The 24,179-nt window shown below is 69.9% G+C and carries 18 protein-coding genes; all 18 read left to right on the forward strand.

Translation table 11 applies throughout. The features are described from left to right. Nucleotides 1-8 precede the first annotated feature (8 nt). The 18 genes from purF to nadB all read left to right on the forward strand — a co-directional run bounded on the left by purF (nucleotide 9) and on the right by nadB (nucleotide 24,179). Nucleotides 9-1,439, forward strand: a complete 1,431-nt coding sequence (purF, locus tag VE326_03870; protein ID HYJ32333.1) for an amidophosphoribosyltransferase — start codon at nucleotides 9-11, stop codon at nucleotides 1,437-1,439. A gap of 575 nt (nucleotides 1,440-2,014) precedes the next feature. Then, the gene (locus VE326_03875) at nucleotides 2,015-3,955 is read left to right on the forward strand and encodes an ATPase, T2SS/T4P/T4SS family (GenBank protein ID HYJ32334.1); all 1,941 of its coding nucleotides are present in this window, start codon (nucleotides 2,015-2,017) and stop codon (nucleotides 3,953-3,955) included. A 78-nt stretch (nucleotides 3,956-4,033) separates the two neighbouring features. Then, nucleotides 4,034-5,506, forward strand: coding sequence for a lysine--tRNA ligase (gene lysS, locus VE326_03880; GenBank protein ID HYJ32335.1), 1,473 nt, complete (start codon nucleotides 4,034-4,036; stop codon nucleotides 5,504-5,506). Between the two features lie 34 nt (nucleotides 5,507-5,540). Beyond that, nucleotides 5,541-6,764, forward strand: coding sequence for an ABC transporter permease (locus VE326_03885; GenBank protein HYJ32336.1), 1,224 nt, complete (start codon nucleotides 5,541-5,543; stop codon nucleotides 6,762-6,764). Further along, entirely contained in the window at nucleotides 6,757-7,476 is a 720-nt protein-coding gene (locus tag VE326_03890; protein HYJ32337.1) for an ABC transporter ATP-binding protein, read from the forward strand. The genes VE326_03885 and VE326_03890 overlap by 8 nt, the downstream gene beginning before the upstream one ends. Nucleotides 7,477-7,509: 33 nt before the next feature. Next, nucleotides 7,510-8,040 carry a UvrB/UvrC motif-containing protein gene (locus tag VE326_03895; GenBank protein HYJ32338.1) on the forward strand — a complete coding sequence of 177 codons (531 nt, stop codon included), beginning with the start codon at nucleotides 7,510-7,512 and terminating at the stop codon, nucleotides 8,038-8,040. After that, nucleotides 8,037-9,113: a protein arginine kinase gene (locus VE326_03900; protein HYJ32339.1), complete on the forward strand. Its 1,077-nt coding sequence runs from the start codon at nucleotides 8,037-8,039 to the stop codon at nucleotides 9,111-9,113. The genes VE326_03895 and VE326_03900 overlap by 4 nt, the downstream gene beginning before the upstream one ends. Nucleotides 9,114-9,137: 24 nt before the next feature. Beyond that, nucleotides 9,138-11,555, forward strand: a complete 2,418-nt coding sequence (locus tag VE326_03905; GenBank protein HYJ32340.1) for an ATP-dependent Clp protease ATP-binding subunit — start codon at nucleotides 9,138-9,140, stop codon at nucleotides 11,553-11,555. After that, entirely contained in the window at nucleotides 11,555-13,993 is a 2,439-nt protein-coding gene (gene bamA / locus VE326_03910; GenBank protein HYJ32341.1) for an outer membrane protein assembly factor BamA, read from the forward strand. The genes VE326_03905 and bamA overlap by 1 nt, the downstream gene beginning before the upstream one ends. Before the next feature lie 58 nt (nucleotides 13,994-14,051). Continuing rightward, entirely contained in the window at nucleotides 14,052-14,585 is a 534-nt protein-coding gene (locus VE326_03915) for an OmpH family outer membrane protein (protein HYJ32342.1), read from the forward strand. Between the two features lie 94 nt (nucleotides 14,586-14,679). After that, nucleotides 14,680-15,699: a UDP-3-O-(3-hydroxymyristoyl)glucosamine N-acyltransferase gene (gene lpxD, locus VE326_03920; protein ID HYJ32343.1), complete on the forward strand. Its 1,020-nt coding sequence runs from the start codon at nucleotides 14,680-14,682 to the stop codon at nucleotides 15,697-15,699. Continuing rightward, nucleotides 15,696-17,030, forward strand: a complete 1,335-nt coding sequence (locus VE326_03925) for a bifunctional UDP-3-O-[3-hydroxymyristoyl] N-acetylglucosamine deacetylase/3-hydroxyacyl-ACP dehydratase (protein ID HYJ32344.1) — start codon at nucleotides 15,696-15,698, stop codon at nucleotides 17,028-17,030. The genes lpxD and VE326_03925 overlap by 4 nt, the downstream gene beginning before the upstream one ends. 52 nt (nucleotides 17,031-17,082) lie before the next feature. After that, entirely contained in the window at nucleotides 17,083-17,880 is a 798-nt protein-coding gene (gene lpxA / locus VE326_03930; protein ID HYJ32345.1) for an acyl-ACP--UDP-N-acetylglucosamine O-acyltransferase, read from the forward strand. Next, nucleotides 17,877-18,866 (forward strand): Gfo/Idh/MocA family oxidoreductase, encoded by a 990-nt coding sequence (locus VE326_03935; protein HYJ32346.1) that lies wholly within the window; start codon nucleotides 17,877-17,879, stop codon nucleotides 18,864-18,866. The genes lpxA and VE326_03935 overlap by 4 nt, the downstream gene beginning before the upstream one ends. Nucleotides 18,867-18,883: 17 nt before the next feature. Further along, nucleotides 18,884-20,056, forward strand: a complete 1,173-nt coding sequence (gene lpxB, locus VE326_03940) for a lipid-A-disaccharide synthase (protein ID HYJ32347.1) — start codon at nucleotides 18,884-18,886, stop codon at nucleotides 20,054-20,056. Beyond that, a complete protein-coding gene (locus tag VE326_03945) occupies nucleotides 20,056-21,363 on the forward strand; it encodes a glycosyltransferase N-terminal domain-containing protein (protein ID HYJ32348.1) in 1,308 nt (435 codons plus the stop codon). The genes lpxB and VE326_03945 overlap by 1 nt, the downstream gene beginning before the upstream one ends. After that, a complete protein-coding gene (locus tag VE326_03950; protein HYJ32349.1) occupies nucleotides 21,360-22,538 on the forward strand; it encodes a tetraacyldisaccharide 4'-kinase in 1,179 nt (392 codons plus the stop codon). The genes VE326_03945 and VE326_03950 overlap by 4 nt, the downstream gene beginning before the upstream one ends. 12 nt (nucleotides 22,539-22,550) lie before the next feature. After that, complete coding sequence (gene nadB, locus VE326_03955) at nucleotides 22,551-24,179, forward strand: L-aspartate oxidase (GenBank protein ID HYJ32350.1); 1,629 nt, start codon at nucleotides 22,551-22,553, stop codon at nucleotides 24,177-24,179.

Consider the following 24,179-nt stretch of genomic DNA (forward strand, 5'->3'; position numbering starts at 1 on the left):
GAGCGATCGTGGACGAAGCCCAGGACGACCGGCTGCGGGAGGAATGCGGCGTGTTCGGCATCTGGGGCGCGGAGAACGCGGCGCGCCTCGCCTACGCCGGACTCTACGCCCTCCAGCATCGCGGGCAGGAGAGCGCCGGGATCGTGGCCAGCGACGGAAAGGAGTTCCACGCCCACCGCGGCCTGGGCCTCGTCTCCGACGTCTTCGCCGGAGGCGTCCTCGACCGTCTGACGGGCCACGTCGCGATCGGACACAACCGCTACTCCACCACGGGCCGGAACCACCCCCAGAACGCCCAGCCGCTCGTCGTGAACTACCGCGAGGGGGACCTCGCGATCGGCCACAACGGGAATCTTGTGAACGCGCTCGCGCTGCGCCGCGAGATGGAAGAGCAGGGCTCCATCTTCCAGACCACCAGCGACACCGAGGTGATCCTCCACCTGATCGCGCGCTCCAAGGCGACGGAGCTGGAGCGGATGATCCCCGAGGCGCTGGCGCGCTGCCAGGGGGCCTACTCGCTCGTGATCCTCGCGGGCGAGACCCTCGTCGGCGTGCGCGATCCGCGCGGCTTCCGACCGCTCTGCCTGGGACGGCGCGGCACGGCGCACGTGCTCGCGAGCGAAACCTGCGCGCTCGACATCGTCGGCGCCGACTTCGTCCGCGAGATCGATCCGGGGGAGATGGTGGTCATCGACCGGGACGGGGTGCGCTCGTTCCGGATCCTCGCGCCCGAGCCGCAGCGCGCCTGCGTCTTCGAGCTGATCTACTTCTCCCGCCCCGACAGCGTCGTCTTCGGCGTGAGCGTGGACTCGGTGCGGCGCAAGCTGGGACGCCGCCTGGCCGAGGAGCATCCCGCTGACGCCGACATCGTCATCTCGGTGCCGGACTCCAGCAACTCCGCCGCCCTGGGATTCGCCGAGGCGTCGGGTCTCCCCTTCGAGCTGGGCCTGATCCGGAACCACTACGTCGGGCGCACCTTCATCGCCCCCGAGCAGATCACGCGCTCCTTCGGCGTGAACATGAAGTTCAACGCCGTGCGCCGCATCCTGGACGGCAAGCGCGTCGTGGTCGTGGACGACTCGATCGTGCGCGGCACGACCAGCCGGAGCCTCGTCATGATGCTCCGCGCCGCCGGCGCGAAGGAGGTCCACTTCCGGGTCTCCAGCCCGCCGATCGGCTGGTCCTGCTACTACGGCATCGACACGCCGAACCGCCGCGAGCTGATCGCCTCGTCGCACACGATTGAGGAGATCCGGAACTACCTGCACGTCGACTCCCTGGGCTATCTCTCCATGGAGGGGCTGCGCTCCTGCGTGGAGACGCCGGACGCGCACTGCTACGCCTGCTTCAACGGCGACTACTCGGTGCGGTTCGGCGAGGAGATGGACAAGTTGGCGATGGAACGCCCGGCTGTGAAGAACGGCGGCGCCAAGGCGTAACGCACTCGACGGCCGTGCCTACGGGCGGCCGAGCGCACTGCGTTTGGCGCGAGGGGAGACAGCCATTCGGGCGGCCGCCCTCCGGCCCGACTCTCTCCACTTGTTTGGGAAACACCTCGGCGGGCCTCCGGGAGGCGCCCTCCGCGGCTGCCTCCCCTCGCGTCCACGGATCGCGTCTCGACCTGCCGACCACTGCTCTCCCACGATCTAATCGAGGCGAGATCCCTGGCTAACTTTTTACCGTCGCTAGCGGCGGTGAATCGATGGGCAAGTGTCTTCATGGATTGACGCGACAGAACGTCCTTACGTTGTCACCGGAGAGCGCAGGTGGGTCCGGGCGATGAGGTCAGGTCGCACGGACCTTTGTGCCGCTGGTCAGCTCTCGACCGCTCCTCGCCGAGGCTGACCGCTTTTATCCGTTTCAAACTCCGGCCTCGCCGCCCGCCGAAAACCCTAAGCCGAAGAATCGTCTTCGCTTTGGCCGGAGTAGATCCGGCGTCTTCCGTGGCACGCCGATTGCCCTTTCGGTCGCGGCCGGAACCCGTCCGGGGCCGGCGCCACCCTGGAGATCGACGGTGACCGAGAGCAAGCGGAAGAAGGTGGGGGAGTACCTCCTCGAGGCGGGCCTCATCACGGAGGACCAGCTCAAGGAAGCGCTCCGCCGTCAGCGGCAGACGAAGGAGCCCCTGGGACAGATCCTGGCGCGCGCGGGCTTCGTCGACGAGGGAGACGTCTGTCGTGTCCTTCACCAGCAGCTCGGGCTTCCGATCGTGGACCTCCAGGCCCTCGCCATCGACGAGGCGGTGATCGCCCTGGTCAAGGAGGAGCTGGCCAAGCGCTACACCGCGATCCCGGTCGGCAAGGAGAATCAGAACACGATCCGGGTCGCGATGGCCGATCCGCTGAACGTCTCGGCCATGGAGGACATCCGCTTCCAGAGCGGCTACTTCGTGCGCCCGGTCCTGGCACCCCCCACGGACATCCTCGAAGCGATCACGCGCTACTACCATCTCGACGACTCGGTCGGGGAGGTGCTCGAGAACATCATCCGGAGCGACCCGGGGCGGGAAGTGCGCGAGCTGGTCGAGGACGCGCAGGAGGAGTCGCTGACGGCGAACGCGGCCGAGCTGGCTGCCGGCTCGCCGATCGTGCGCCTGGCGAACTGGATCATCGCCCGCGCGGTCGAGCTCCGCGCGAGCGACATCCACATCGAGCCGCAGGACAAGGGCGTGGGCGTGCGCGTGCGCGTGGACGGCCTGCTGCAAGACCTGGAGCGGATGCCGAAGTGGACGCAGGGAGCCCTGATCTCGCGCATCAAGATCCTCGCCGCCCTCGACATCGCCGAAAAGCGCATCCCGCAGGATGGCCGCTTCCGCGTGGAGTCGGAGGGACGCCGCATCGATCTCCGCGTCTCCACGCTTCCGACCCTGCACGGCGAAAAGATCGTGATCCGCATCGTCGACCAGGAGCGCACCGCGCTCCGGCTGGACACGCTGGGGCTGACGCCGCAGAGCCTGGCCGACATCCGGGAGTTCGCCGGAAGACCGCAGGGGATCCTGATCGTCACCGGGCCGACGGGAAGCGGCAAGACGACGCTCCTCTATTCCATCCTCGAGCAGATCCACTCGGTCACGAAGAACATCATCACGGCCGAGGACCCGATCGAGCACCAGGTCCCGGGCGTGAACCAGGTGCAGGTGGACGAGAAGAGCAAGAAGACCTTCGCCTCGGTGCTCCGCGCCATGCTGCGCCAGGACCCGGACGTCATGATGGTGGGCGAGGTGCGCGACGCCGAGACGGCGCAGATCGCGTTTCGCGCCTCGATCACGGGGCACCTGGTGCTCTCGACGGTGCACACCAACGATGCCGCCTCCGCCGTGACCCGTCTGGTCGACCTGGGGCTCGCCCCCTACATGGTCTCCTCGGCGCTGATCGCGGTGATCTCGATGCGCCTGGTGCGGACGCTCTGTCCCAAGTGCAAGGACGCCTACGTCCCCTCGGCCGACCTGCTGCGCTCGGCGGGCCTCTCCGGAAGCGACGCGCGGCGCCTGGTGCTCTATCGCCCCGCCGGGTGCGAGGCGTGCAACGGCACCGGCTATCGCGGGCGCACGGGCATCTACGAGATCCTCGAGATGAAGGAATCGCTCCGCCGGCTGGTCACCTCGGGCGGCACCGAGGCGATGATCCGCGCCGCCGCCGTCGAGGCGGGCATGGTGCCGATCGGACAGGACGGGCTCTCCAAGGCGCTCGCGGGGGAGACGACGATCGACGAGCTGCGCCGCGTGATCTACACGCCCGACGAGTCGGGACGCATCTGCGGCGGCTGTCACGCCACCATCTCGTCCGACTTCTCCTTCTGTCCGGAGTGCGGGACGCGCGCCGAGCTGGCGTGCGGGCAGTGCGGCAAGCGCGTCGCGCCCGAGTGGTCGTACTGCACGGGATGCGGGCACCCGCGGGCGGGCGCCGTCAGCGACGTCGAGCCCGGCGCGCTTGACCCATCCTCGTTCGCTCCCTAGAATCCCCCGACTTCCCGCCCGCTGCGGCAACGAGCCGCGCCCGGAGGCGGCGGGAGCGAACACGATCGCGGGAGCCCCGTGTCCATTCAGGAAGTCCGCCGCGCGAAGCTCCAGGCGCTCCAGGAGCGCGGGATCCAGCCGTACGCCTACCGATACGACGCCACGCACCGCTCCGCCGCGATCCGCGCGCAGCACGCCGCCCTGGAAGCTTCCGGTGAGGCGGTGCGCGTCGCCGGGCGCCTGATGACGAAGCGGGGCCACGGCAAGGCCTCGTTCGCCCACATCAAGGACGAGGACGGGCTTCTCCAGATCTATCTCCGCGAGGACGCGCTCGGCCCGGAGGCCTACGCCGAGGCGCTGGACTTCGACCTCGGCGACTGGGTCGGCATCGAGGGGTCGGTGTTCCGGACCAAGACGGGCGAGATCACGGTCAAGGCCGCGGCGGTGACGCTCCTCTCCAAGTCGCTCCACCCGCTTCCGGAGAAGTGGCACGGGCTGACCGACGTCGAGATCCGCTACCGCCAGCGCTACACCGATCTCGTCGTGAACGACGAGGTCCGCGCCGTGTTCAAGGCGCGCGCCCGCCTGATCCGCTCGATCCGGGAATTTCTCGACGCCCGGGGGTATCTGGAGGTGGAGACGCCCGTGCTGCAGCCGCTCTACGGCGGGGCCGCGGCGCGCCCCTTCACGACGCATCACAACGCGCTCGACATGCCGCTCTACCTGCGGATCGCGGATGAGCTGTATCTCAAGCGCCTCATCGTCGGGGGCTTCGAGCGCGTCTACGAGATCGCGAAGGACTTCCGGAACGAGGGGATCGACCGGAGCCACAACCCCGAGTTCACCATGCTCGAGTTCTACCAGGCCTATGCGGACTACGAGACGATGATGGAAGTGACGCAGGACCTGATCGTGCACGCGGCGCGGACCCTCCACGGTGGCACCCTGGTGCCGCACGAGGGGAGGACGATCGATTTCGCGCCTCCCTGGAACCGGCTCCGCTACAAGGAGGCCGCGGCGAAGGCGCTCGGCGTCGCCGCCCTCCCGGAAGGGGAGGAGGATCTCCGCGCGCTGGCCGGGCGCGCCGGCTTGAAGCTCGATCCCGCATTCGGGTGGGGGCGGATCCTGGACGAGGTGGTCTCGGAGAAGGTGCAGCCCGGCCTGGAGCGGCCGACGTTCCTTCTCGACCATCCCAGGGACGTGTCGCCGCTCGCCAAGACGCGCCGCGGCGACCCCACCGTCGTGGAGCGCTTCGAGCTGATCGTCGCGGGGATGGAGGTCGCGAACAGCTTTTCGGAGCAGAACGACCCGCTGGAGCAGCGCCGCGCCTTCGAGGCGCAGATGCGCCAGCGGGAGCGCGGCGACGACGAGGCGCAGATGCTGGACGAGGACTACCTGCGCGCCCTGGAGCTGGGCATGCCGCCGACGGGGGGCGTGGGGATCGGGGTCGACCGGCTGATCATGCTGCTCGCCGACCAGCGGAGCATTCGCGACGTGATCCTCTTCCCGCAGATGCGCCCCGAAGAACGCGCCGGCGAGGAGGGCGCCTAGCGCTCCGCCCGGAGCGGCGGCCCGGCACCCACGGATGGGCTACGTCTGGATCATCGCCTCGCGCTACCTGCGCTCGAAGCGGCGGCTCAACTTCATCACGCTCGTGAGCCTGCTGGCCATCGGCGGCGTCTTCGTTGGCACCGCGGCCCTGACGATCGTCCTCTCGGTCATGAACGGGTTCGAGGACCAGGTGCAGCGGCGGATCGCGGGCACGAACGCGCACATCGCCGTCCTCTCCGGCGACGACCGGCCGATGCGGGAAAATCCCGATCTCGTCCGCGCGATCCGGAAGACGCTGCCCACGGCCCAGGTCGCGCCGTTCGTCTACGGCAAGGTGATGGTGGCCTCGCGCCACGGGATCGACGGCATGGTGCTGAAGGGGGTGGACCCGCCCGCCGAGGCGCGCGTGACCGACATCCTCGCGCACCTGACGCCCACCCGCGACGCGTTCGAGGGGGGCGATCTGCCGGGCATCGCGCTCGGCCGCGAGCTGGCCTCGCGCCTCCGCGTGGCGACCGGCGACGTGATCCTGATCAGCCTGCCCACGGAGGAGCCGGGAGGGGTTCTGGGCGGCGTGCCGCGCACGACGCGGCTCCGCGTGACCTCGATCTTCGAGTCGGGGCTCTACGAGTACGACTCCTCCTTCGGCGTGGTCCTCGCGCCGACGGCCGCGTCCTTCTTCCGCCTCGACGGCGAGATCACCGGCTACCAGCTTCGCATTCCCGACATGTTCCGAGCGGCCGAGGACTCGCGGGCGCTGGAGCAGGCGCTCGGGCCCTCCTACCGGGTGACGAACTGGATCGACCTCAACCGGAATCTGTTCGCCTGGATGCGCATCGAGAAGGCGGTGATGTTCACGATCCTGATCCTCATCGTGATCGTGGCGGCCGTGAACATCGTCTCGAGCCTGGTCATGCTCGTTCTTGAGAAACGCCGCGACATCGGTGTTCTACGCACCATGGGGGTGACTCCGAGGGGCATCCTCCAGATCTTCCTGCTCCAGGGGACCCTGGTGGGGCTGTGCGGCACGGCGCTCGGGCTGGGCGCGGGCGTTGCCGTCTCGTATGCGCTGGGCCGCTGGAAGCTGCTCCATCTTCCCGGGGAGATCTACTTCATCGACACCCTGCCCGTGAAAATGGAATGGCACGACATCGTCTTCGTGGCGGTGGCGGCGACGGTGACCTGCTTCCTCGCGAGCCTCTATCCCGCGTGGCAGGCCGCGCGGCTTGCCCCGGTCCAGACGATCCGGTATGAATGAGCCGGGTGAGGGCGAAGCACCCCTGCTCGAAGCGGAAGGCCTGGCCAAGACTTACGACGAAGGGATCGCGCCGGTCGTGGTGTTGCGCGACGTCTCCCTCCGGGTGATGCCGGGGGAGATGGTCGCGGTGGTGGGAGCCTCGGGCTCCGGAAAGTCGACGCTGCTCCACCTGCTGGGGGGGCTCGACCGGCCCACCGCCGGCACCGTGCGGGTCGCAGGCGTCGCGATGTCGTCCCTCGACGAGGAGGGGCGCTCGAAGCTACGCGGCCGGTCGGTGGGGTTCGTGTTCCAGTTCCACCAGCTCCTCCCCGAATTCACCGCGCTGGAGAACGCGATGATGCCGGGGTGGATCGCGGGAAGACCGGCGCCCCAGGTGCGGAAACGGGCCGAGAGCCTGCTTCGGGACCTCGGCCTGGGCGGACGGCTGGAGCACAAGCCCTCCGAGCTTTCGGGCGGGGAGCAGCAGCGCGTGGCCGTGGCGCGAGCCTTGCATCTGCAACCGGCAGTGCTGCTTGCGGACGAGCCGACCGGCAATCTGGACCGTCCGGCCACCATGGCGCTGCTGGAGATTCTGGAGCGGTACCGGCAGGAAGAATCCCAAGCCATTGTGATCGCGACGCATAATGCGGAAGTGGCCGGTGCGGCGGGACGGGTCCTGAGCCTACAGGATGGACGACTCCAGCCGATGAAAGTGATGCCGACCCGCATCTAAACGGCGAGGGACCGTCAGGAGGGAAGAGCGGCCATGCAGTGCCAGCTGTGCGGGAAGCGACCCGCGATCGTCCATTTCACGGAAATCGTGAACAACAAGAAGTCGGAATACCACGTCTGCGAGAAGTGCGCCGAAGAGCGGGGCTACAGCGTGCCCCTCCTGAAAACAAAGTTTTCAGTCGGCGATCTCCTCGCGGGCATGGTGGACCAGACCGGCGTCGGCGAGGAGGCCAAGGTCGGGCGCGTGCAGTGTCCGCGCTGCGGCATGGTCTATTCGAGTTTCCGGGAGACGGGCCGCCTCGGCTGCTCCGAGTGCTACGTGACGTTCCGCACCCAGCTCCGGCCGCTCCTGCGCCGGATCCACGGAAGCACGAAGCACGTCGGCAAGGCGCCGCGGCGGGACGACGCGCGCACGAACCTGCGCCACGAGATCCAGCGCCTCCACGAAGAGATGCAACGCGCGATCGAGCGGGAGGAATTCGAGACCGCCGCCAGCCTCCGCGACCAGATCCGCGCCATGGAAGGGCAGGAGACGACGGAGACGACCGGGGAGGGGGCGGCGTGAAGCTGACCACGCTGGCGCGATCGCTGGGCCGCTGGCTGGACGGGACGGGGCCGTCGTCGGACATCGTCCTCTCCACGCGCGTCCGGCTCGCGCGCAACATGAAGGACGTCCCCTTCACCCACCGGGCGCGCGAAGAGCAGCTCGCGATGGTCTACTCCAGCGCGATCACCGCCGTGCGCAAGACGCCGCCGCTCGCGCACTCGTCGGCGTTCCAGATGCGCGATCTGACGCCGCTCGACCGGCAGTTCCTGGTCGAGCGCCATCTGATCTCGAACGATCTGGCCGACAACGGGAAGCTTCGCGGGCTGCTCGTGATGCCCGACGAGAGCGTGGCCGTGATGGTGAACGAAGAGGACCATCTTCGCCTGCAGGCGCTGGCGTCGGGGTTCCAGCTCCGCTCGGCCTGGGAGGCGGTCAACGCCATCGATGATGAATTGGCGCAGGACCTCGACTATGCTTTCAGCGACGAGCTCGGCTATTTGACGGCGTGCCCGACGAATGCGGGCACCGGCATGCGCGCCTCGGTGCTGATCCACCTGCCCTCGCTCGTCCTGACCAAGCAGATCGGCAAAGTGCTCCAGGGCATCACGCAGGTGGGTCTCGCCGTGCGCGGCTTCTACGGCGAGGGCTCGCAGATCATGGGGAACTTCTTCCAGATCTCGAACCAGACGACGCTGGGTCAGAGCGAGCGGGAGACGATCGACAGTCTGGAGCGGGTGACGCGACAGATCATCGACTACGAGCAGCGGGCGCGGGACGAGCTGGTCAAGGACGCCCGCGTGCAGATCGAAGACAAGATCTGGAGGGCCTACGGGACCCTGCGGCACAGCCGCGTGATCTCGTCCCAGGAAGTGATCAACCTCTCCTCGGCGGTGCGCTTCGGCGTGGCGCTGAACATGGAGGGGCTGACCGACGTGCCGACATTGAACGAAATGTTGATCCGCACCCAGCCGGCGCACCTGCAGCTCTTCACGGGGCGCGAGATGGAGCAGCGCGAACGGAACGTGGTCCGCGCCGACTACGTCCGCCACCTCCTCGAAGGCGGCGGGGACGATGCGGTGCGCTCGAATTAGGGCGAGGCGGGAGGCTCGCAGCTGATGCATGACAAGTTCACGGAACGCGTGCGCAAGGTGATGTACCTCGCCCGCGAGGAGGCGGCCCGGCTCCAGCACGACTACATCGGGACCGAGCACCTTCTCCTGGGCGTCATCCGCGAAGGAGAGGGAATCGCCGCCACGGTGCTGAACAATCTGGGCCTCGACCTGGACGCCATCCGCCAGGCGGTCGAGAGCATGGTCGCCTCCACCGGAGGCACGCTCACGATCGGCGAGATCCCGTTCACGCCGCGGGCGAAGCGGGTGCTCGAGCTGTCGGTGGACGAAGCGCGCCAGCTCGGCCACAACTACGTCGGCACCGAGCATCTCCTCCTGGGGCTGATCCGGGAAGGGGAGGGCGTCGCCGCGCGCGTCCTGCTCGAGCTGGGCGTGGACCGGAAGAAGGTGCGCGAGGAGACCCTGAAGCTCCTGGGCGGCACGCCGTCGGCGTCGCAGCCGGAGCGCGAGGGGAAGGTCGAGACGCCGGCGCTGAACCAGTTCGGCCGCGACCTGACCGCCCTGGCCCGGGAGAACAAGCTCGACCCCATCATCGGGCGCGAGTCCGAGATCGAGCGCGTCATCCAGGTGCTCTCCCGCCGGAAGAAGAACAACCCGATCCTGATCGGGGAGCCCGGCGTGGGGAAGACCGCCATCGCCGAGGGGCTGGCCGAGCGGATCGTCGAGAACCGGGTCCCGGAGACCCTCAAGGACAAGCGGATCGTTACGTTGGACCTCGCGGCGGTGGTCGCGGGTACCAAGTATCGCGGCCAGTTCGAAGAGCGCCTCAAGGCGGTCATGAACGAGATCCGGGAATCCAAGGACACCATCATCTTCATCGACGAGCTCCATACCATCGTCGGGGCGGGCGGCGCCGAGGGCGCCATCGACGCCTCGAACATGCTGAAGCCGGCGCTGGCGCGCGGCGAGCTCCAGTGCATCGGGGCCACCACGCTCGACGAGTTCCGGAAGTACATCGAGAAGGACGGGGCCCTGGAGCGGCGCTTCCAGCCGATCATGGTCGACCCCCCCTCGGTGGACGAGACGATCCAGATCATCATGGGGCTGCGCGACAAGTACGAGGCGCACCACGGCTCCAAGTACACGGACGACGCCATCGTCGCGGCGGTGAAGCTGGCCGACCGCTACATCAACGACCGCTTCCTCCCGGACAAGGCCATCGACGTGATCGACGAGGCGGGCGCCTGCGCGCGCCTCTCGATGTCGGCCATTCCCTCCGAGGTGCGCGAGCTGGAGAAGCAGGTCGAGGAAGTGGCCAAGGAGAAGGAAGCCTCGATCCAGCAGCAGGAGTTCGAGAAGGCGGCCCGCTTCCGCGACAAGGAGAAGGAGCTCCGCGCGAAGCTCCGCGAGCACAAGAAGAACTGGAACGAGATCAAGCACGAGACCGAGGTCAAGGTGGACGCCGACCTCATCGCGCAGGTCATCTCGCGCATGACCGGCATCCCGATCTCGCGCATCGAGGAAAAGGAATCGGAGAAGCTCCTCCGCATGGAGGAGGAGATCCGGAAGTCGATCGTCGGGCAGGACGAGGCCGTCGCGGCCGTCTCCCGCGCCATCCGGCGGAACCGGGCCGGGCTCAGGGATCCGCGGCGTCCCATCGGCTCCTTCATCTTCCTCGGCCCGACCGGCGTGGGGAAGACCGAGCTGGCGCGCGTGCTCGCGCGGTTCCTCTTCGACGACCCGGACGCGCTCATCCGGATCGACATGTCGGAGTACATGGAGAAGTTCTCGGTCTCGCGGCTGATCGGCGCCCCGCCGGGGTACGTGGGCCACGAGGAGGGCGGGCAGCTGACGGAGAAGGTCCGCCGGAAGCCCTACTCGGTGGTGCTCCTCGACGAGATCGAGAAGGCCCATCCCGACGTGTTCAACATCCTGCTCCAAGTGCTGGACGACGGGCAGCTCACCGACAGCCTGCGGCGCCGCGTCGATTTCAAGAACACGGTGCTGATCATGACGTCGAACCTCGGAGCCCGGCAGATCAAGGGGCAGCGCGCGCTGGGCTTCGGCGAGCGTACCGAGGACTCGACCTACGACAACATGAAGCGGACGATCCTCGAGGAGCTGAAGCGCAACTTCAATCCGGAGTTCCTGAACCGGATCGACGAGGCGATCGTCTTCCACCCGCTGTCGCGCCCGCAGATGGAGCAGATCACCGGCATCCTGCTGCAGCAGGTGTCCGAGCGGCTGCGCCAGAGCGGCGTCAAGGTCACGTTCGAGCCCTCGGTCGTCGACCTCCTCATCGAGAAGGGGTTCGACGCCGCGCTGGGAGCCCGTCCGCTCAAGCGCGCCATCCAGAAGCTCATCGAAGACCCCCTCTCCGAGCACGTGCTGCGCGGCCAGCTGAAAGAAGGCAGCGACGTGCTCATCTCCCGTGCCGGTGACGAGCTGACCTTTGCGTCCTGATGCCTGACGCCATTCGAGCCGCGGCGCCCCGAAGGGGGGGCCGCGGTCTCGCGGCCCGCGCCGCGATCCCGTGCTTCGCGGCGCTTTTCCTGACGCTCGGACCCGGGACGCCCGGCGCGAGCGCCCAGATCGCCAACCCGCCCTCGTCCTCGCCGTTCGACACCACGTCGGCGCCCGCGACGCCGCTGCCCGAGCCTCCCGCGGCTCCGGCGCCGTCGCCCTCGGGTCCGGCGGTCGTCCACTCGGTCCGGGCCTCAGGCTTCGCCAACGTGGACTCCACCGTCATTCTCCGGACCTTCGGATTCAAGGCGGGCGATCCCTACGATCCCGCGGGCGTGCGCGCGGGCGTGCGGCGGCTCTTCGCGACCGGCCTCTTCACTGACGTGGACGTCCAGGATGCCTCCACCCCCGCGGGGGTGGATCTGAACGTGCAGGTCAAGGAGCGGCTGCGGATCCAGGGCGTGCAGTTCAGCGGCGCGAAGAAGATCGAAGAGAAGACGCTGAAGACCAAGATCACGGTGGCGACGGGGCAGCTGGTCGATCCGGGCACGCTGGAGCTCGACGCCCGGAAGATCCAGGACGCCTATGCCGACGAGGGCTACGGCCACGCGCGGGTCCACACGATCACGCGCCCCGCCGGCCCCGGCGCGGTCACGGTGATCTTCCAGGTCGAGGAGGGGGAGAAGGAGAAGGTGCGCGGCATCACCGTGCACGGCGCGAACACCCTCTCGGCCGAGGGCATCCGCAAGTCGATGAAGAGCCGGACGCCGGCCTTTCTGAAGAGCGGGACCTACAAGCCCTCCCAGATCGAAGACGACGAGACCAAGATCCGGCTGTACATGCGCAGCCGCGGATTCCGCGACGCCGACGTGGATTCGATCCGCGCGATCGAGACCCCCGACGGCAAGGGCGTCCTGCTCCACGTCTACGTGCGCGAGGGACCCCGCTACCGGTTCGGGAACGTGGCGTGGACGGGAAACAGCGCCGTGCCGCGCGCAGCGCTCGACATCGCGACGATGATCCGCCCCGGCACGCCGTACAACGAGAGCCAGGTCCAGAAGACGCTGGAGCAGGCCTACTCGCTCTACCAGGAACAGGGGTACCTCTTCCTCTCGATCGATCCCAAGTTCACCGACCGCGACTCGGTGGTGGACGTCGACTTCCAGGTGCAGGAGGGGAACCGCTCGCGCGTGGCCGACCTGCGGATCGTGGGGAACACGCGCACCAAGGAGAACGTCATCCGCCGCGAGGCCTCGGTCCGCCCGGGGGACGTCTTCCGGCGCTCGGCCCTGATCCGCACCCAGCGGGACATCTTCGGCCTGGGCTATTTCCAGGACGTCAACGTGGACTACGAGCCGACCGGCGACAGCGCGGACATCCGGCTGACCCTGAAGGTCCAGGAGAAGCAGACGGGAACGGCCAGCGCCGGAGCGGGGTACTCCAGCCAGACCGGCGTGACCGGCTTCCTGGAGCTGGGACACAACAACCTGTTCGGCAACGGCCAGAGCATCTCCGTCCGGCTCGAGCGGGGGAGCCACACCGGCAACATCGAGCTCTCCTTCACCGAGCCCTGGTTCCGGGACACCCCCCTCTCCCTGGGGGCCGACATCTTCAACACGCAGCGGGACCTCGACTTCTACGACCGGAAGGACGTGGGCGGAGGGGTCCGGCTGGGGCGGCCGCTGCCGTGGCCCGACTACACCCGGGGCGTGATCGCTTACGATCTTCGGGACGTGACGCTGTCGAACATCCGGGCCGTCAGCCCGGGCGAGCCGTCGAACCTGGCCGAGCTTCGAACGACCAAGTGGCCGCGCCGCGTGAGCAGCGTGACCCTGACCTTCACCCGCAACAGCACCGACAACCCCTTCTATCCGACGCGCGGCTCCCGGCTGAGCTGGGGAAACGAGATCGCGGGGGGCCTCTTCGGAGGGGTGGAGCACTACACGAAGGAGACCGTGGAGCTGCGGAATTTCAGCAAGCTGCAATCGCCGTTCACGTTGATGCTGCGGGGGAAAGCCGGCTTCCTGGCCGGGTCGACCGTGCCCGACTACGAACGCTTCCGGCTGGGCGGGACGACGGCGGACTACCTGCGGGGCTATCCGGACTACTACGTGGTGCCGCGCGCGAACATCACGCGCGATCCGCTGACGGGGAGGGTCCTGGACCGCTACCCGGGCGGGCGCACGATGCTGATCCTGACCAGCGAGCTGCAGTTTCCGATCGCCGATCCGCTCCATGGCCTGCTCTTCTTCGAAGCGGGGAACACCTGGAATTCGACCCGCGACCTGGATCTCGGGGATCTCCGGAAGTCGGCGGGCGTGGGCGTGCGGCTCGAAGTGCCCGCTCTGGGTCGCGTCGGATTCGACGTCGGCTACGGATTCGACCGGGAAGAAGGGGGTCAGTGGGAGACCCACTTCCAGTTAGGCAACACCTTCTGAGACAAGAGGTTGGGATATGACTCGACATCCGGTTAGGGCTGGGGTACTCTGGGTCGCCTTGTGCGCCTCCCTCCTCGCGGCCCCCGTGGTCCGCGCGGCGGATTTGAAGCTCGGCTTCATCGATTCCGACCGGATCTTCCAGCAATACGAGAAGACCAAGACGGTCCAGGAGGACTTCAACCGCGAGGTCGCGGACATCTCCAAGACCGCCCGGGAGAAGAAGACGGAGATCGACGACCTGCAGCGCAAGCTGGATCAGCAGAGCCCGATGCTGAGCGAGGCGAAGCGGGACGAGCAGAACAAGCAGCTCCAGAGCAAGATCGGCGAGTACGAAGCGTTCGTTCAAGCCAACTGGGGGCCGAACGGCAGGATCTCCAAGCTGAACGAAGAGTACCTGAAGCCGATCATCGATCGCGTTCACAACATCGTGACCGTGATCGGTACCGACGAGGGGTATTCGCTGATCCTCGACGCGGCCGACGGCAACGTCGTGTTTGGAGACAAGTCGTACGACCTGACCGACCGCGTCTTGAGCTCGCTAAGGACGGAGGATGAGAGCGGAACCCCGTACCGCGGACGCAGCAGCCAGTAGCGGGGTCGACGCCCCGGTCCTCGCGGCCGATGGCCGCCCGGACCAGGGGATTGCCTCCCATTCCGGCAGACCCTCGATCCGGGCCACGCTCGACGTGCTGGCCCAGGTGGTCGGCGGCGTCGTCATCGGCGACGGCTCGACCGAGATCACCGGCGTCGCCGGGATCCGCGAGGCCCAGGAAGGGGATCTCACCTTTCTCGCCAATCCCCGCTACGAGCCCTATCTGGGGCAGACGCGCGCTTCCGCCGTCATCGTGGCCGAGGATCATCGCGACCTCGGCAAGCCGCTCATCCAGAACGCCCATCCCTATCTCGCCTTCCTGAAGGCGGTCCGCTTCTTCCAGGGGGAGGAGGCCCGCCCCGAGCCGGGCATCCATCCCTCCGCCGTCCTCGCGGCCGACGCCTGCGTCGACGCCACCGCCTCGATCGGTCCCCACGTCGTGATCGAATCGGGCGCGCGCGTCGGCCCGCTGGCCTGGGTCGGACCCGGCTGCTACATCGGCGCCGGCGCTTCGATCGGCTCCGAGACGCGGCTCCATCCCAACGTGACCCTCCTCGAGGAATGCGTGCTGGGCGCGCGCGTGATCGTCCACTCCGGCGCCGTCATCGGCAGCGACGGCTTCGGCTTCGTGCGCGACGGCGACATCTATCGGAAGCTTCCCCAGGTCGGGAACGTGGTCGTCGAGGACGACGTGGAGCTGGGCGCCTGCGTCACGATCGACCGCGCCACCATGGGCACGACCCGGATCGGACAGGGGAGCAAGATCGACAACCTGGTTCAGATCGCGCACAACGTGCAGATCGGCCGGAACTGCATCATCGTGGCCCAGGTCGGCATCTCGGGAAGCACTTCCATCGGCGAGAACGTGGTGCTGGCGGGGCAGGTCGGCATCGTGGGCCACATCGAGATCGGCGCCGGCGCGCAGGTGGGCGCCAAGTCGGGCGTCTCCAAGTCGGTGAAGCCGGGGGAGCGGATCTTCGGCTACCCGGCGCTTCCGGTGGGGCAGGCGAAGCGGATCGAAGCCTCCCTCCGGCACCTACCCGAGCTGATCCAGACCGTCCGCGCGCTCAGGCGCCGGATCGAGGAGCTCGAGGGGCAGAAGCCTTCCTCGTGAGCGCGCCCAACCAGCGGACCCTCGGCCGCACCGTCGCCTACGACGGCGTCGGCCTGCACACCGGCGCCGCCTGCCACGTCGAGTTCCGTCCCGCGCCACCGGGCACGGGAATCCGCTTCGTCCGCCTCGACCTGCCGGGCGCTCCCGAGATTCCCGTCGCGCCCCGCTACGCGCGCGCCGACACCGACCAGATGCGCCGCACCATCTTGAAGAACGATGGCGCGGAGGTGCACACGGTCGAGCACATCCTCGCCGCGATCGCCGGTCTCGAGATCGACAACATGGTGATCGCGCTCGACGCGCAGGAGCCGCCGGAGCCGCAGGACGGCAGCGCGCGGCCCTACGTGGCCCTCTTCCAGGGCGCGGGCATCGTCGAACAGCCGGCGGCGCGCCAGTACTTCCGCGTCACCGAGCCGGTCCAGTACGAGGAGGGGGGCGTGATCCTGGTCGCCCTCCCCCACGAGGGGCTCCGCGTCACGTTCACCATCGAGTACGAGAACGCCTACCGCGGCACGCAGTACGCCACGTACGACATCACCCCCGACACCTTCGTGCGCGAGATCGCGCCCGCCCGGACGTTCGTGCTGGAGCGCGACGTGGAACACCTCCGGTCGCGCGGCATGATCCAGGGGGGGACGCTTCAGAACGCGGTCGTGGTGCAGCCGGACGGCATCCTGAACCGGGAGCCGCTCCGCTTCGAGGACGAGTTCGTCCGCCACAAGATCCTCGATTTCCTCGGGGACCTCTTCCTCCTGGGACGCCCCGCGCGGGGCCACTTCCTCTCCGTGAAGTCGGGACACGCCACCAACGTGCGCTTCGTGCAGCGCCTGATCCAGGACCAGGAGCCGGGTAGCCTGATCCGCGGCATCGTCGGCAACGGCAACCACGGCCCGATCCAGCTCGACATCATGGCGATCCAGAAGATCATGCCGCATCGCTACCCGCTGCTCCTGATCGACCGGATCCTGAGCCTCGAGGAGGACCGGGTGGTGGGCATCAAGAACGTGACGATCAACGAGCCGTTCTTCGCCGGGCACTTCCCGGGGCACCCGATCATGCCCGCGGTGCTCATCATCGAGGCGATGGCGCAGTGCGGTGGCGTGCTCCTCCTGAACACGGTGGATCGCCCCAAGGACAAGCTGGTCTACTTCATGGGAATCAACAACGCGAAATTCCGGAAGCCGGTGCGGCCGGGCGATCAGCTGCGATTCGAGCTGACCCTGCTCCGCCTGAAGCAGCGCATCTGCAAGATGGAGGGAAAGGCCTACGTCCATGGAGACCTCGTCGCGGAAGCAGAGCTCCTTTCCAGCATTGTCGAGCGCAATCCCTGAAGCCGACCGGCTGACCGGCACGTGGGCCCGCGTGGCGGGCGCCGTCGTGCCGCTGCCGGAAGCGACGGATCGAAGCCGGCCCTCGATCCACCCGACGGCCCTCGTGGCCCGCGGGGCGGAGCTCGGGCCGGGCGTGGTGGTCGGGCCGTTCGCCTACATCGGGCCGCGCGTGGAGCTCGGGGCCGGAACGCGCGTCGGGCTGCACGCGATCATCGAGGGATGCACGACCATCGGACCCGGCTGCCAGATCCACCACGGGGCGGTGATCGGGAACATCCCGCAAGACTTGAAATTTCGGGGCGCTCCGACCCACGTGAAGATCGGGAAGGAAACCACGATCCGCGAGTACGCGACGATCAACGCCGCGACCGGAGAAGGGGAGTCCACGGTCGTCGGCGACAGCGTGCTCCTGATGGCCTACGCCCACGTCGCGCACAACTGCAACATCGGCAACGGCGTGATCCTGGCGAACTGCGTGAACCTGGCGGGCCACGTGCGCGTCGACGATTTCGCGACCATTGGCGGCATGACCCCCGTGCACCAGTTCGTGGCGATCGGCTGCCAGGCCTTCATCGGGGGCGCCTCGCGCGTGGCGCAGGACGTCCCTCCCTACGTGAAGGCGGCGGGCAACCCGCTCCGCGCGTGCGGGCTGAACAGCATCGGCATGGAGCGGCGCGGCATCCCGGCCGACGTGCGCCTCGAGATGAAGCGCGCCTACCGCATCCTCTACCGCTCGCAGTTGAACGTGGGACCGGCGCTCGACCGGATCCTGCGCGAGCTCAAGCCGTATCCCGAGATCCATGAGTTCGTGGAGTTCGTGCGCTCGTCGGAGCGGGGCATCGCGCGGTGAGAACCCTCCGCGCGGGGGTCGCGGGGCTCGGACATCTGGGGACCCTGCACGCCCGCGCCTGGCAGCGCATCGAGGGGGTGGAGCTGGTCGGGGGGTTCGATCCCGACCCCGACGCCCGCGCGCGGGCCGAGGAGGCGCTCGGGATCAAGATGCACGACTCCCTGGCCGCGCTGCTCGCGGGGCTCGATCTCCTCTCGATCGCCGCGCCGACGCCGGCGCATCATGATCTCGCCAAGGCCGCGCTCGCCCGCGGCATCGCGACCCTGGTCGAGAAGCCGATGGCCGCCACGCCGGCGGAGGGCGAGGGGATCCTCGCCCTGGCCCGCGCCCAGGGCGCCGTGCTGGCCGTGGGGCAGATCGAGCGGATGAATCCCGCGGTGCGCGCGGCGCTCCCGCACCTCAAGGCGCCGCGCTTCATCGAGGCGCACCGCCTGGCGCCGCCCGTCCCGCGCGGCACCGACGTCGACGTGATCCTCGATCTCATGATCCACGATCTCGATCTCGCCCTCCTCGCCACGCGCTCGCGCGTCGTGGACGTGCAGGCGGTCGGCGTCCCGGTGGTCACGCCGCGCATCGACATCGCGAACGCGCGGATCACGTTCGAGAGCGGCTGCGTCGCGAACATGACCGCGAGCCGGATCTCGAAGGAGAAGGTCCGGAAGATCCGCTTCTTCGAGGCGAGCGAATACCTCTCGATCGATTGCCTGCACCGGACGGTCGAGGCGTACGCGCTCGAGCCCGCCGGGCCCGAGAATCCCGACGCGCACTGGCTCGCGCGCATCCGCCCGCTGGCCATCGCGGTCTCCGGCGACGATCCGCTGGAGACCGAGCTCCGGCACTTCACGGCCCTTCGCGCCGATCCCGCCCGCTCCTGGGCCGAATCCGAGACGGCGCTCGAGGCGCTGCGGGTCGCCGACCGGGTCCGCCGGCAGGTCGAGCATCGTCCCGTCCGGAGCGAACCGACCGGCCCCAGCGTTCCGGTCTGACCTTCCCCCGTCTCGTCATCGCCGCCGGCGACCCCTCGGGGGACCGCCTGGGCGCGGCACTCCTCGCGGCGCTTCGCGCGCGCGGCGTGCGCGTGGAGGCGGCGGGCCTGGCCGGGCCCGCGCTCCGCGAGGCCGGGATGCACGCGGCCGCGCCGATGGAATCGGTGGCCGTCATGGGATTCGCCGAAGTGATCCGCCATCTCCCCGCCATCCGCCGCGCGCGCGCCGCCGTGCTCGGGCTTCTCGAGCAGGACCCCGAAGCCATCTTCCTGCCGATCGACTCCCCGGGGCTGAATCTGGGACTGGCCCGCGCCGCGCATCGCATGGGGCGCCGCGTCGTCTACTACGTCCTGCCTCAGGTCTGGGCCTGGGGCTACGGCCGCGTGCGTCGGATCCGCGAGGACGTGGACCTCATGCTGCTCCTCTTCCGCTTCGAGGAGGCGATCGCCGCGCGGGAGGGAATCGCCGCGCGCTGGGTGGGCCACCCCGCGGGAGCGCTCGCGCCCCCGCCCGCGGCGCGGGACGACGCGCGATCCGCGCTCGGGATCGAGGACGACGCCACGCTGATCGCCCTCCTTCCCGGAAGCCGCGTCGGGGAAGTGCGCCGCCATCTCGCGCCGATGCTCGATGCCGCCGCGCGTCTGGCCGGTCCGTGGGCGAAGCCGGTCCGCGTGGTGGTGAGCGACGCCGGCCCGGTCGCCGAGACCGCGGCGCGCGGGGACGCGGCGTCCCTCTGGAACACGGTGCGCCCCCTTCGCGTGGCCGGCTCGTCGGCGCCGCTGCTCGCCGCCTGCGACATCGCGCTGGTCGCCTCGGGCACCGCCACGCTCGAGGCCGCGGTGATCGGCGCGCCGTTTGTGATCGTCTACCGCACCGGGCGGCTCAACTACGAGATCGCGCGGCGCCTGGTCCGCCTCCCGCGCGTCGGGCTCGCCAACATCGTCGTCGGGGTCGACGCCGCTCCCGAGTGCATCCAGGACCGCGCCACCGGGATCGAGATCGCGCGCGCCGCAGTACCGCTGCTCGTGGAGCCCGCGCGCCGCGAGGCGCAGCGCGCCGCGTTCGCGCCCCTGCCGGGGCTCCTCGGCGGCGGAGGCTCGGCCGACCGAGCGGCCGAGGCGCTGATCGAGTTCGTGGAGCGGGGCCGCGTCCCGGCCGCTGCGGGCGCGGCGCACGGAGCGGGAGGGTGATGGGCGCCGGTCTCGCGGTCTATCGCGGCCTCACCTGGGGCCTGGGCCTGGTGCTCCCGGCCGCCGCGGGACTCGGCCGGGCCGACGGCGCCTGGCGGGGCGCGCTGACCGGCGCGAGCGCCGAGGGGGCGGCGAGCGCGGGGAGCATCTGGGTGCACGCCGCCTCCATGGGCGAAGTGGGCGCCGCGCGCCGGTGGGTGGACGCGCTCGTCGAGGCGGGCGTGCGGCCGCCGCTCCTCCTCACCACGCGCACGAGGACCGGCCTGGAGCGGGCGCGCCGCGAGATGCCGGGCCGTGTGGCCGCCCGCATCGCGCCGCTCGATCTGCCCCAGACCGTCCGCGCCCTCCTGGAGTCCGCCTGCCCCTCGCGGCTCGACGTCGTCGAGACCGAAGTGTGGCCCAACCTGATCCTCGAGGCGCGCCGCGCGCGCGTCGCGGTCGTGTTCGTGAGCGGCACGGTCTCCGCCCGCACGGAGCGGCGCCTCCGCGCGCTCGGCGTGGCCGGCCCGGCGCTCCTGGGAAACGGCGTCTTCGCGCTCGCGCGGGACGACGAGGCCGCCGCGCGCTTTCGCGCCCTCGGAATTCCCGAAGCGCGCGTGCGCGTCGCGGGCGATCTCAAGGCCGACTTCCCGTCTCCCGCCGCCGTTCCGGCCGAGGGGGAGCGCGTCGCGGTCGTGTTCGGAAGCTTCCGGCCGGGCGAGGAGGCGACGGCGCTTGCGATCGCGGAGGCGCTCCACGGCATGGGTGTGGAGGAGGGGCGTCCGGCGACTCCTCCGGCTCGTCCGCTCCTCGTGGTGGCGCCGCGTCACGAAGAAGGAGCCGCCCGGGCGCGGCGGCTGTTCGCGGGCGCGGGCTATGCCGTGTTCGAGCGCGGCGCGGCGGAGCGCTCCGTCGAGACCCTGCCGGCATGGCTTTCGCGCGCCGCAAGCGGCGCCCGGACGAGGGTCGCGATCCTCTCGACCCACGGCGAGCTGCCCGAGGCCTACGACCACGCGCGCGTCGCGATCGTGGGCGGCACCTTTGCGCCCTTCGGCGGCCATACGCCGCTCGAGGCCGCGTCGCGCGGATGCCCGGTGATCGCGGGCCCCTACCACGATGCCGTCGCGCGCGCGCTCGGTGCGATCGCGCGGGACGGGGGCGCCGCCATCGCGCCCGACCCGGCCTCCGCCGCGGCGGTTGCGGCCTCGTGGTGGCGCGACGGCGGTTTCGCCGCGCGGAGCCAGGCCGCGCTCCGGGCCGCGAGATCGCTGGGCGGCGCGGCGCGCCGCGGACTGGAAGCGCTCGAAGCCTGGAGACTCGTTCCGTGACGCGGCGCTTCGGGCGGGGGCCGGCGGGAGCGGTCGAGTCCTCCTGGTCGGGAGCGCCCGGCACCGTTCCCTGGACGCTCGCGCTCGGTCCCGCCGCTTCGCTCTACGAAGCCGCCGCCTCGCGCGCGCGGCGGCGCGCGGCCGCGACGCGCCGGCTCGCAAGCGGCGTGGACGTGATCGCGGTCGGAAACCTGACGGTGGGGGGCACGGGAAAGTCGTCGCTCGCGCGGTGGATCGCCGCGCGTGCCGGCGCCAGGGGCCGCGCGGCACTGCTCCTCCGCGGGCACGGGGGAAGCCGCTCCGGGGAGGAGCCGCGGGCGCTGCCCGATTTCGCGGGCTATCCGCTCGCGCGCGCCGCCGAATGGTTCGGGGACGAGGCGGCCGCCCATCGCGCGGCGCTCCCCGCGTGCGTCGCCGTGGTCGCGGGCCACGACCGCTGGCGCGCGGCGCTCCTGGCCCGGGAAGGCTACGGCGCGCGCACCGTGGTGCTCGACGACGGATGGGAGCAGGGAACGCTCGCCTGGAACGCGCTCTGGGTGGCGCTCGACCCGGAACGCCCCGCGGGAAACGGGCGCGAGCTTCCGGCCGGCCCCCTGCGGCGGCCACCGCGCACGCTGGGCGAAGCCCACGTGCTCGCGTTCGTGCTGGAGCGCGCGGACCAGGAGGTCCCGGACGCCGTGGTCGCCTGGGCGCGTCAGTTCGCTCCGATCGCATGCGCCGCGCGGTTTCGCCGCGTGCTGCGCGGCCTGGCGCGCGCGGGACTGCCCGGAGCGCGCCCCGAGCCGGTCGGCCAGGCGCTTCCGGGCCCGGCCCTCCTCCTCTCGGCGGTGGGCGCTCCCGCGCGCCTCGAGCGCTTCGTCCGGGGCGCGGGAATCACTATTGCCGCCCATGCGGCCTTTCCCGATCATGCGCGGGTGGAACCCGGCCGGCTGCGGGAGCTGATGCGGGAGGCGGCCCGCCGCGGCGCGGTCGCGGCGATCGTCACGGAGAAAGACGAATACCGCTGGTCGCTTCCTCCCGATCCGCCGATCCCGGTGCTGGCGCTCCGGACCGACCTGGAGCCGCTCGATCCGGTGGACCGCCTGCCCGGCATCGCCCCGGGACCGATCCGCGCCAACTGCGGCGGCGAACCGATCGCGGTCCCCACCGGCGCCGCGACCGGCGCCGCGACCTGACCCGAGGAGCCCGTGCCCCGACGCCACAACGACCTCGAAACCGAAGTGCTCGTCATCGGCAGCGGCATCGCCGGCCTCTCGACGGCGCTGCACGCCGCGCAGACGACGCGCGTCCTGATCGTCACCAAGGTCCACGCCGAGGAATCGAACACCAACTACGCGCAGGGCGGGGTCGCCGCCGTGCTCGGCGAGGACGACAAGGTCGCGCTGCACGAGCGCGACACGCTGGTCGCCGGGGACGGCCTCTGCGATCCCGAGGCGGTGCGCGTCCTGGTGGAGGAGGGCCCCGGCGAGGTGCTACGGCTGATGGGGCTGGGGGTCCGGTTCTCGCACGATCCGGAGGGCCGTCTCGCGCTGGGGCGCGAGGGAGGGCACTCGCGCCGGCGCATCGTCCACGCCAAGGACCGGACCGGGCACGCGATCGAGCGGGTCCTGCTGAAGCTGGCGCGCGCGCACCCGCGGATCTCGATCCTCGAGAATCAGATCGCGGTGGACCTCATCCTCGACTCCAAGATGCGCGGCCGCCGCTCCGTCCCCGAGAAGGATCGGATCTGGGGCGCCTACGTGCTCGACCGCGAGAGCGGGGCGATCCAGGCGATCGGCGCCCGCGCGACGGTGCTCGCCACGGGCGGCTCGGGAAAGGTCTACCTGTACACGACGAATCCCGACATCGCGACCGGCGACGGGCTGGCGGCGGGCTTCCGCGCGGGCGCGGCCGCGGCCGACCTCGAGTTCATGCAGTTCCATCCGACCTGCCTCTTCCACCCCGAGGCGAAGTCGTTCCTGATCTCCGAGGCGGTTCGCGGCGAGGGCGCGCACCTGCTCACGCTGGACGGGAAGCGCTTCATGCAGCGCTATCACCGCCTCAAGGAACTCGCCCCGCGCGACGTGGTGGCGCGCGCCATCGACTTCGAGATGAAGAAGCGCGGGGACAAGTGCGTCCTCCTGGACATGCGCCCGCTCGGAAAGCGGCTCCTCACGACGCGCTTCCCGCACATCACGAGCCGTCTCCTCGAGTACGGGTTCGACCCGTTCAAGGAGCCGGTCCCGGTGGTGCCGGCCGCGCACTACATGTGCGGCGGGATCCTGACCGACCTCGAGGGGCGCGCCACCATCCCCGGGCTCTACGCGTGCGGGGAGGTCGCCTGCACCGGGGTGCACGGGGCGAACCGGCTGGCTTCCAACTCGCTCCTCGAGGCGATCGTCTTCTCGCGCCGGGCCGGCATGGCCCTTCTCCGGCAGGTCACGGGGGAGCGTCCCGATCGCATTCCGGCGGTCCCGGAATGGCGCTACAACGGCGCGGTCGAGCCCAAGGAACAGGTGATTTTCGACCACAATTGGGATGCCATCCGGCGAGTCATGTGGGACTATATGGGCATCGTCCGGAGCGATGAGCGCCTCGCGCGGGCCGCCTCCATGATCGCCGTTCTGCGCGACCAGACCGAGGGCGACTACCAGCGCTATCGCCTCGATGCGGACCTGGTGGAGCTTCGGAACGTCGGCCTCGTGGCGGACCTGATCATCGCCTGCGCCCGCCGCCGCAAGGAGAGCCGGGGCCTCCACTACAACGTCGACCATCTCCGGCGGGACGACCGCCGCTTCCGCCGCGACACGGTGCTGACCCGACAGGACGTGCGCTGA

The sequence above is a fragment of the Candidatus Binatia bacterium genome, assembly GCA_035631035.1.
Taxonomy (GTDB): domain Bacteria; phylum Eisenbacteria; class RBG-16-71-46; order SZUA-252; family SZUA-252; genus DASQJL01.

Coding starts and splice junctions, on each gene's coding strand:
- VE326_03895 (HYJ32338.1), top strand. CDS start 7,510: ATGCAGTGCCAGCTGTGCGGGAAGCGACCCGCGATCGTCCATTTCACG.
- VE326_03885 (HYJ32336.1), top strand. CDS start 5,541: ATGGGCTACGTCTGGATCATCGCCTCGCGCTACCTGCGCTCGAAGCGG.
- VE326_03890 (HYJ32337.1), top strand. CDS start 6,757: ATGAATGAGCCGGGTGAGGGCGAAGCACCCCTGCTCGAAGCGGAAGGC.
- VE326_03905 (HYJ32340.1), top strand. CDS start 9,138: ATGCATGACAAGTTCACGGAACGCGTGCGCAAGGTGATGTACCTCGCC.
- VE326_03945 (HYJ32348.1), top strand. CDS start 20,056: ATGGGCGCCGGTCTCGCGGTCTATCGCGGCCTCACCTGGGGCCTGGGC.
- bamA (HYJ32341.1), top strand. CDS start 11,555: ATGCCTGACGCCATTCGAGCCGCGGCGCCCCGAAGGGGGGGCCGCGGT.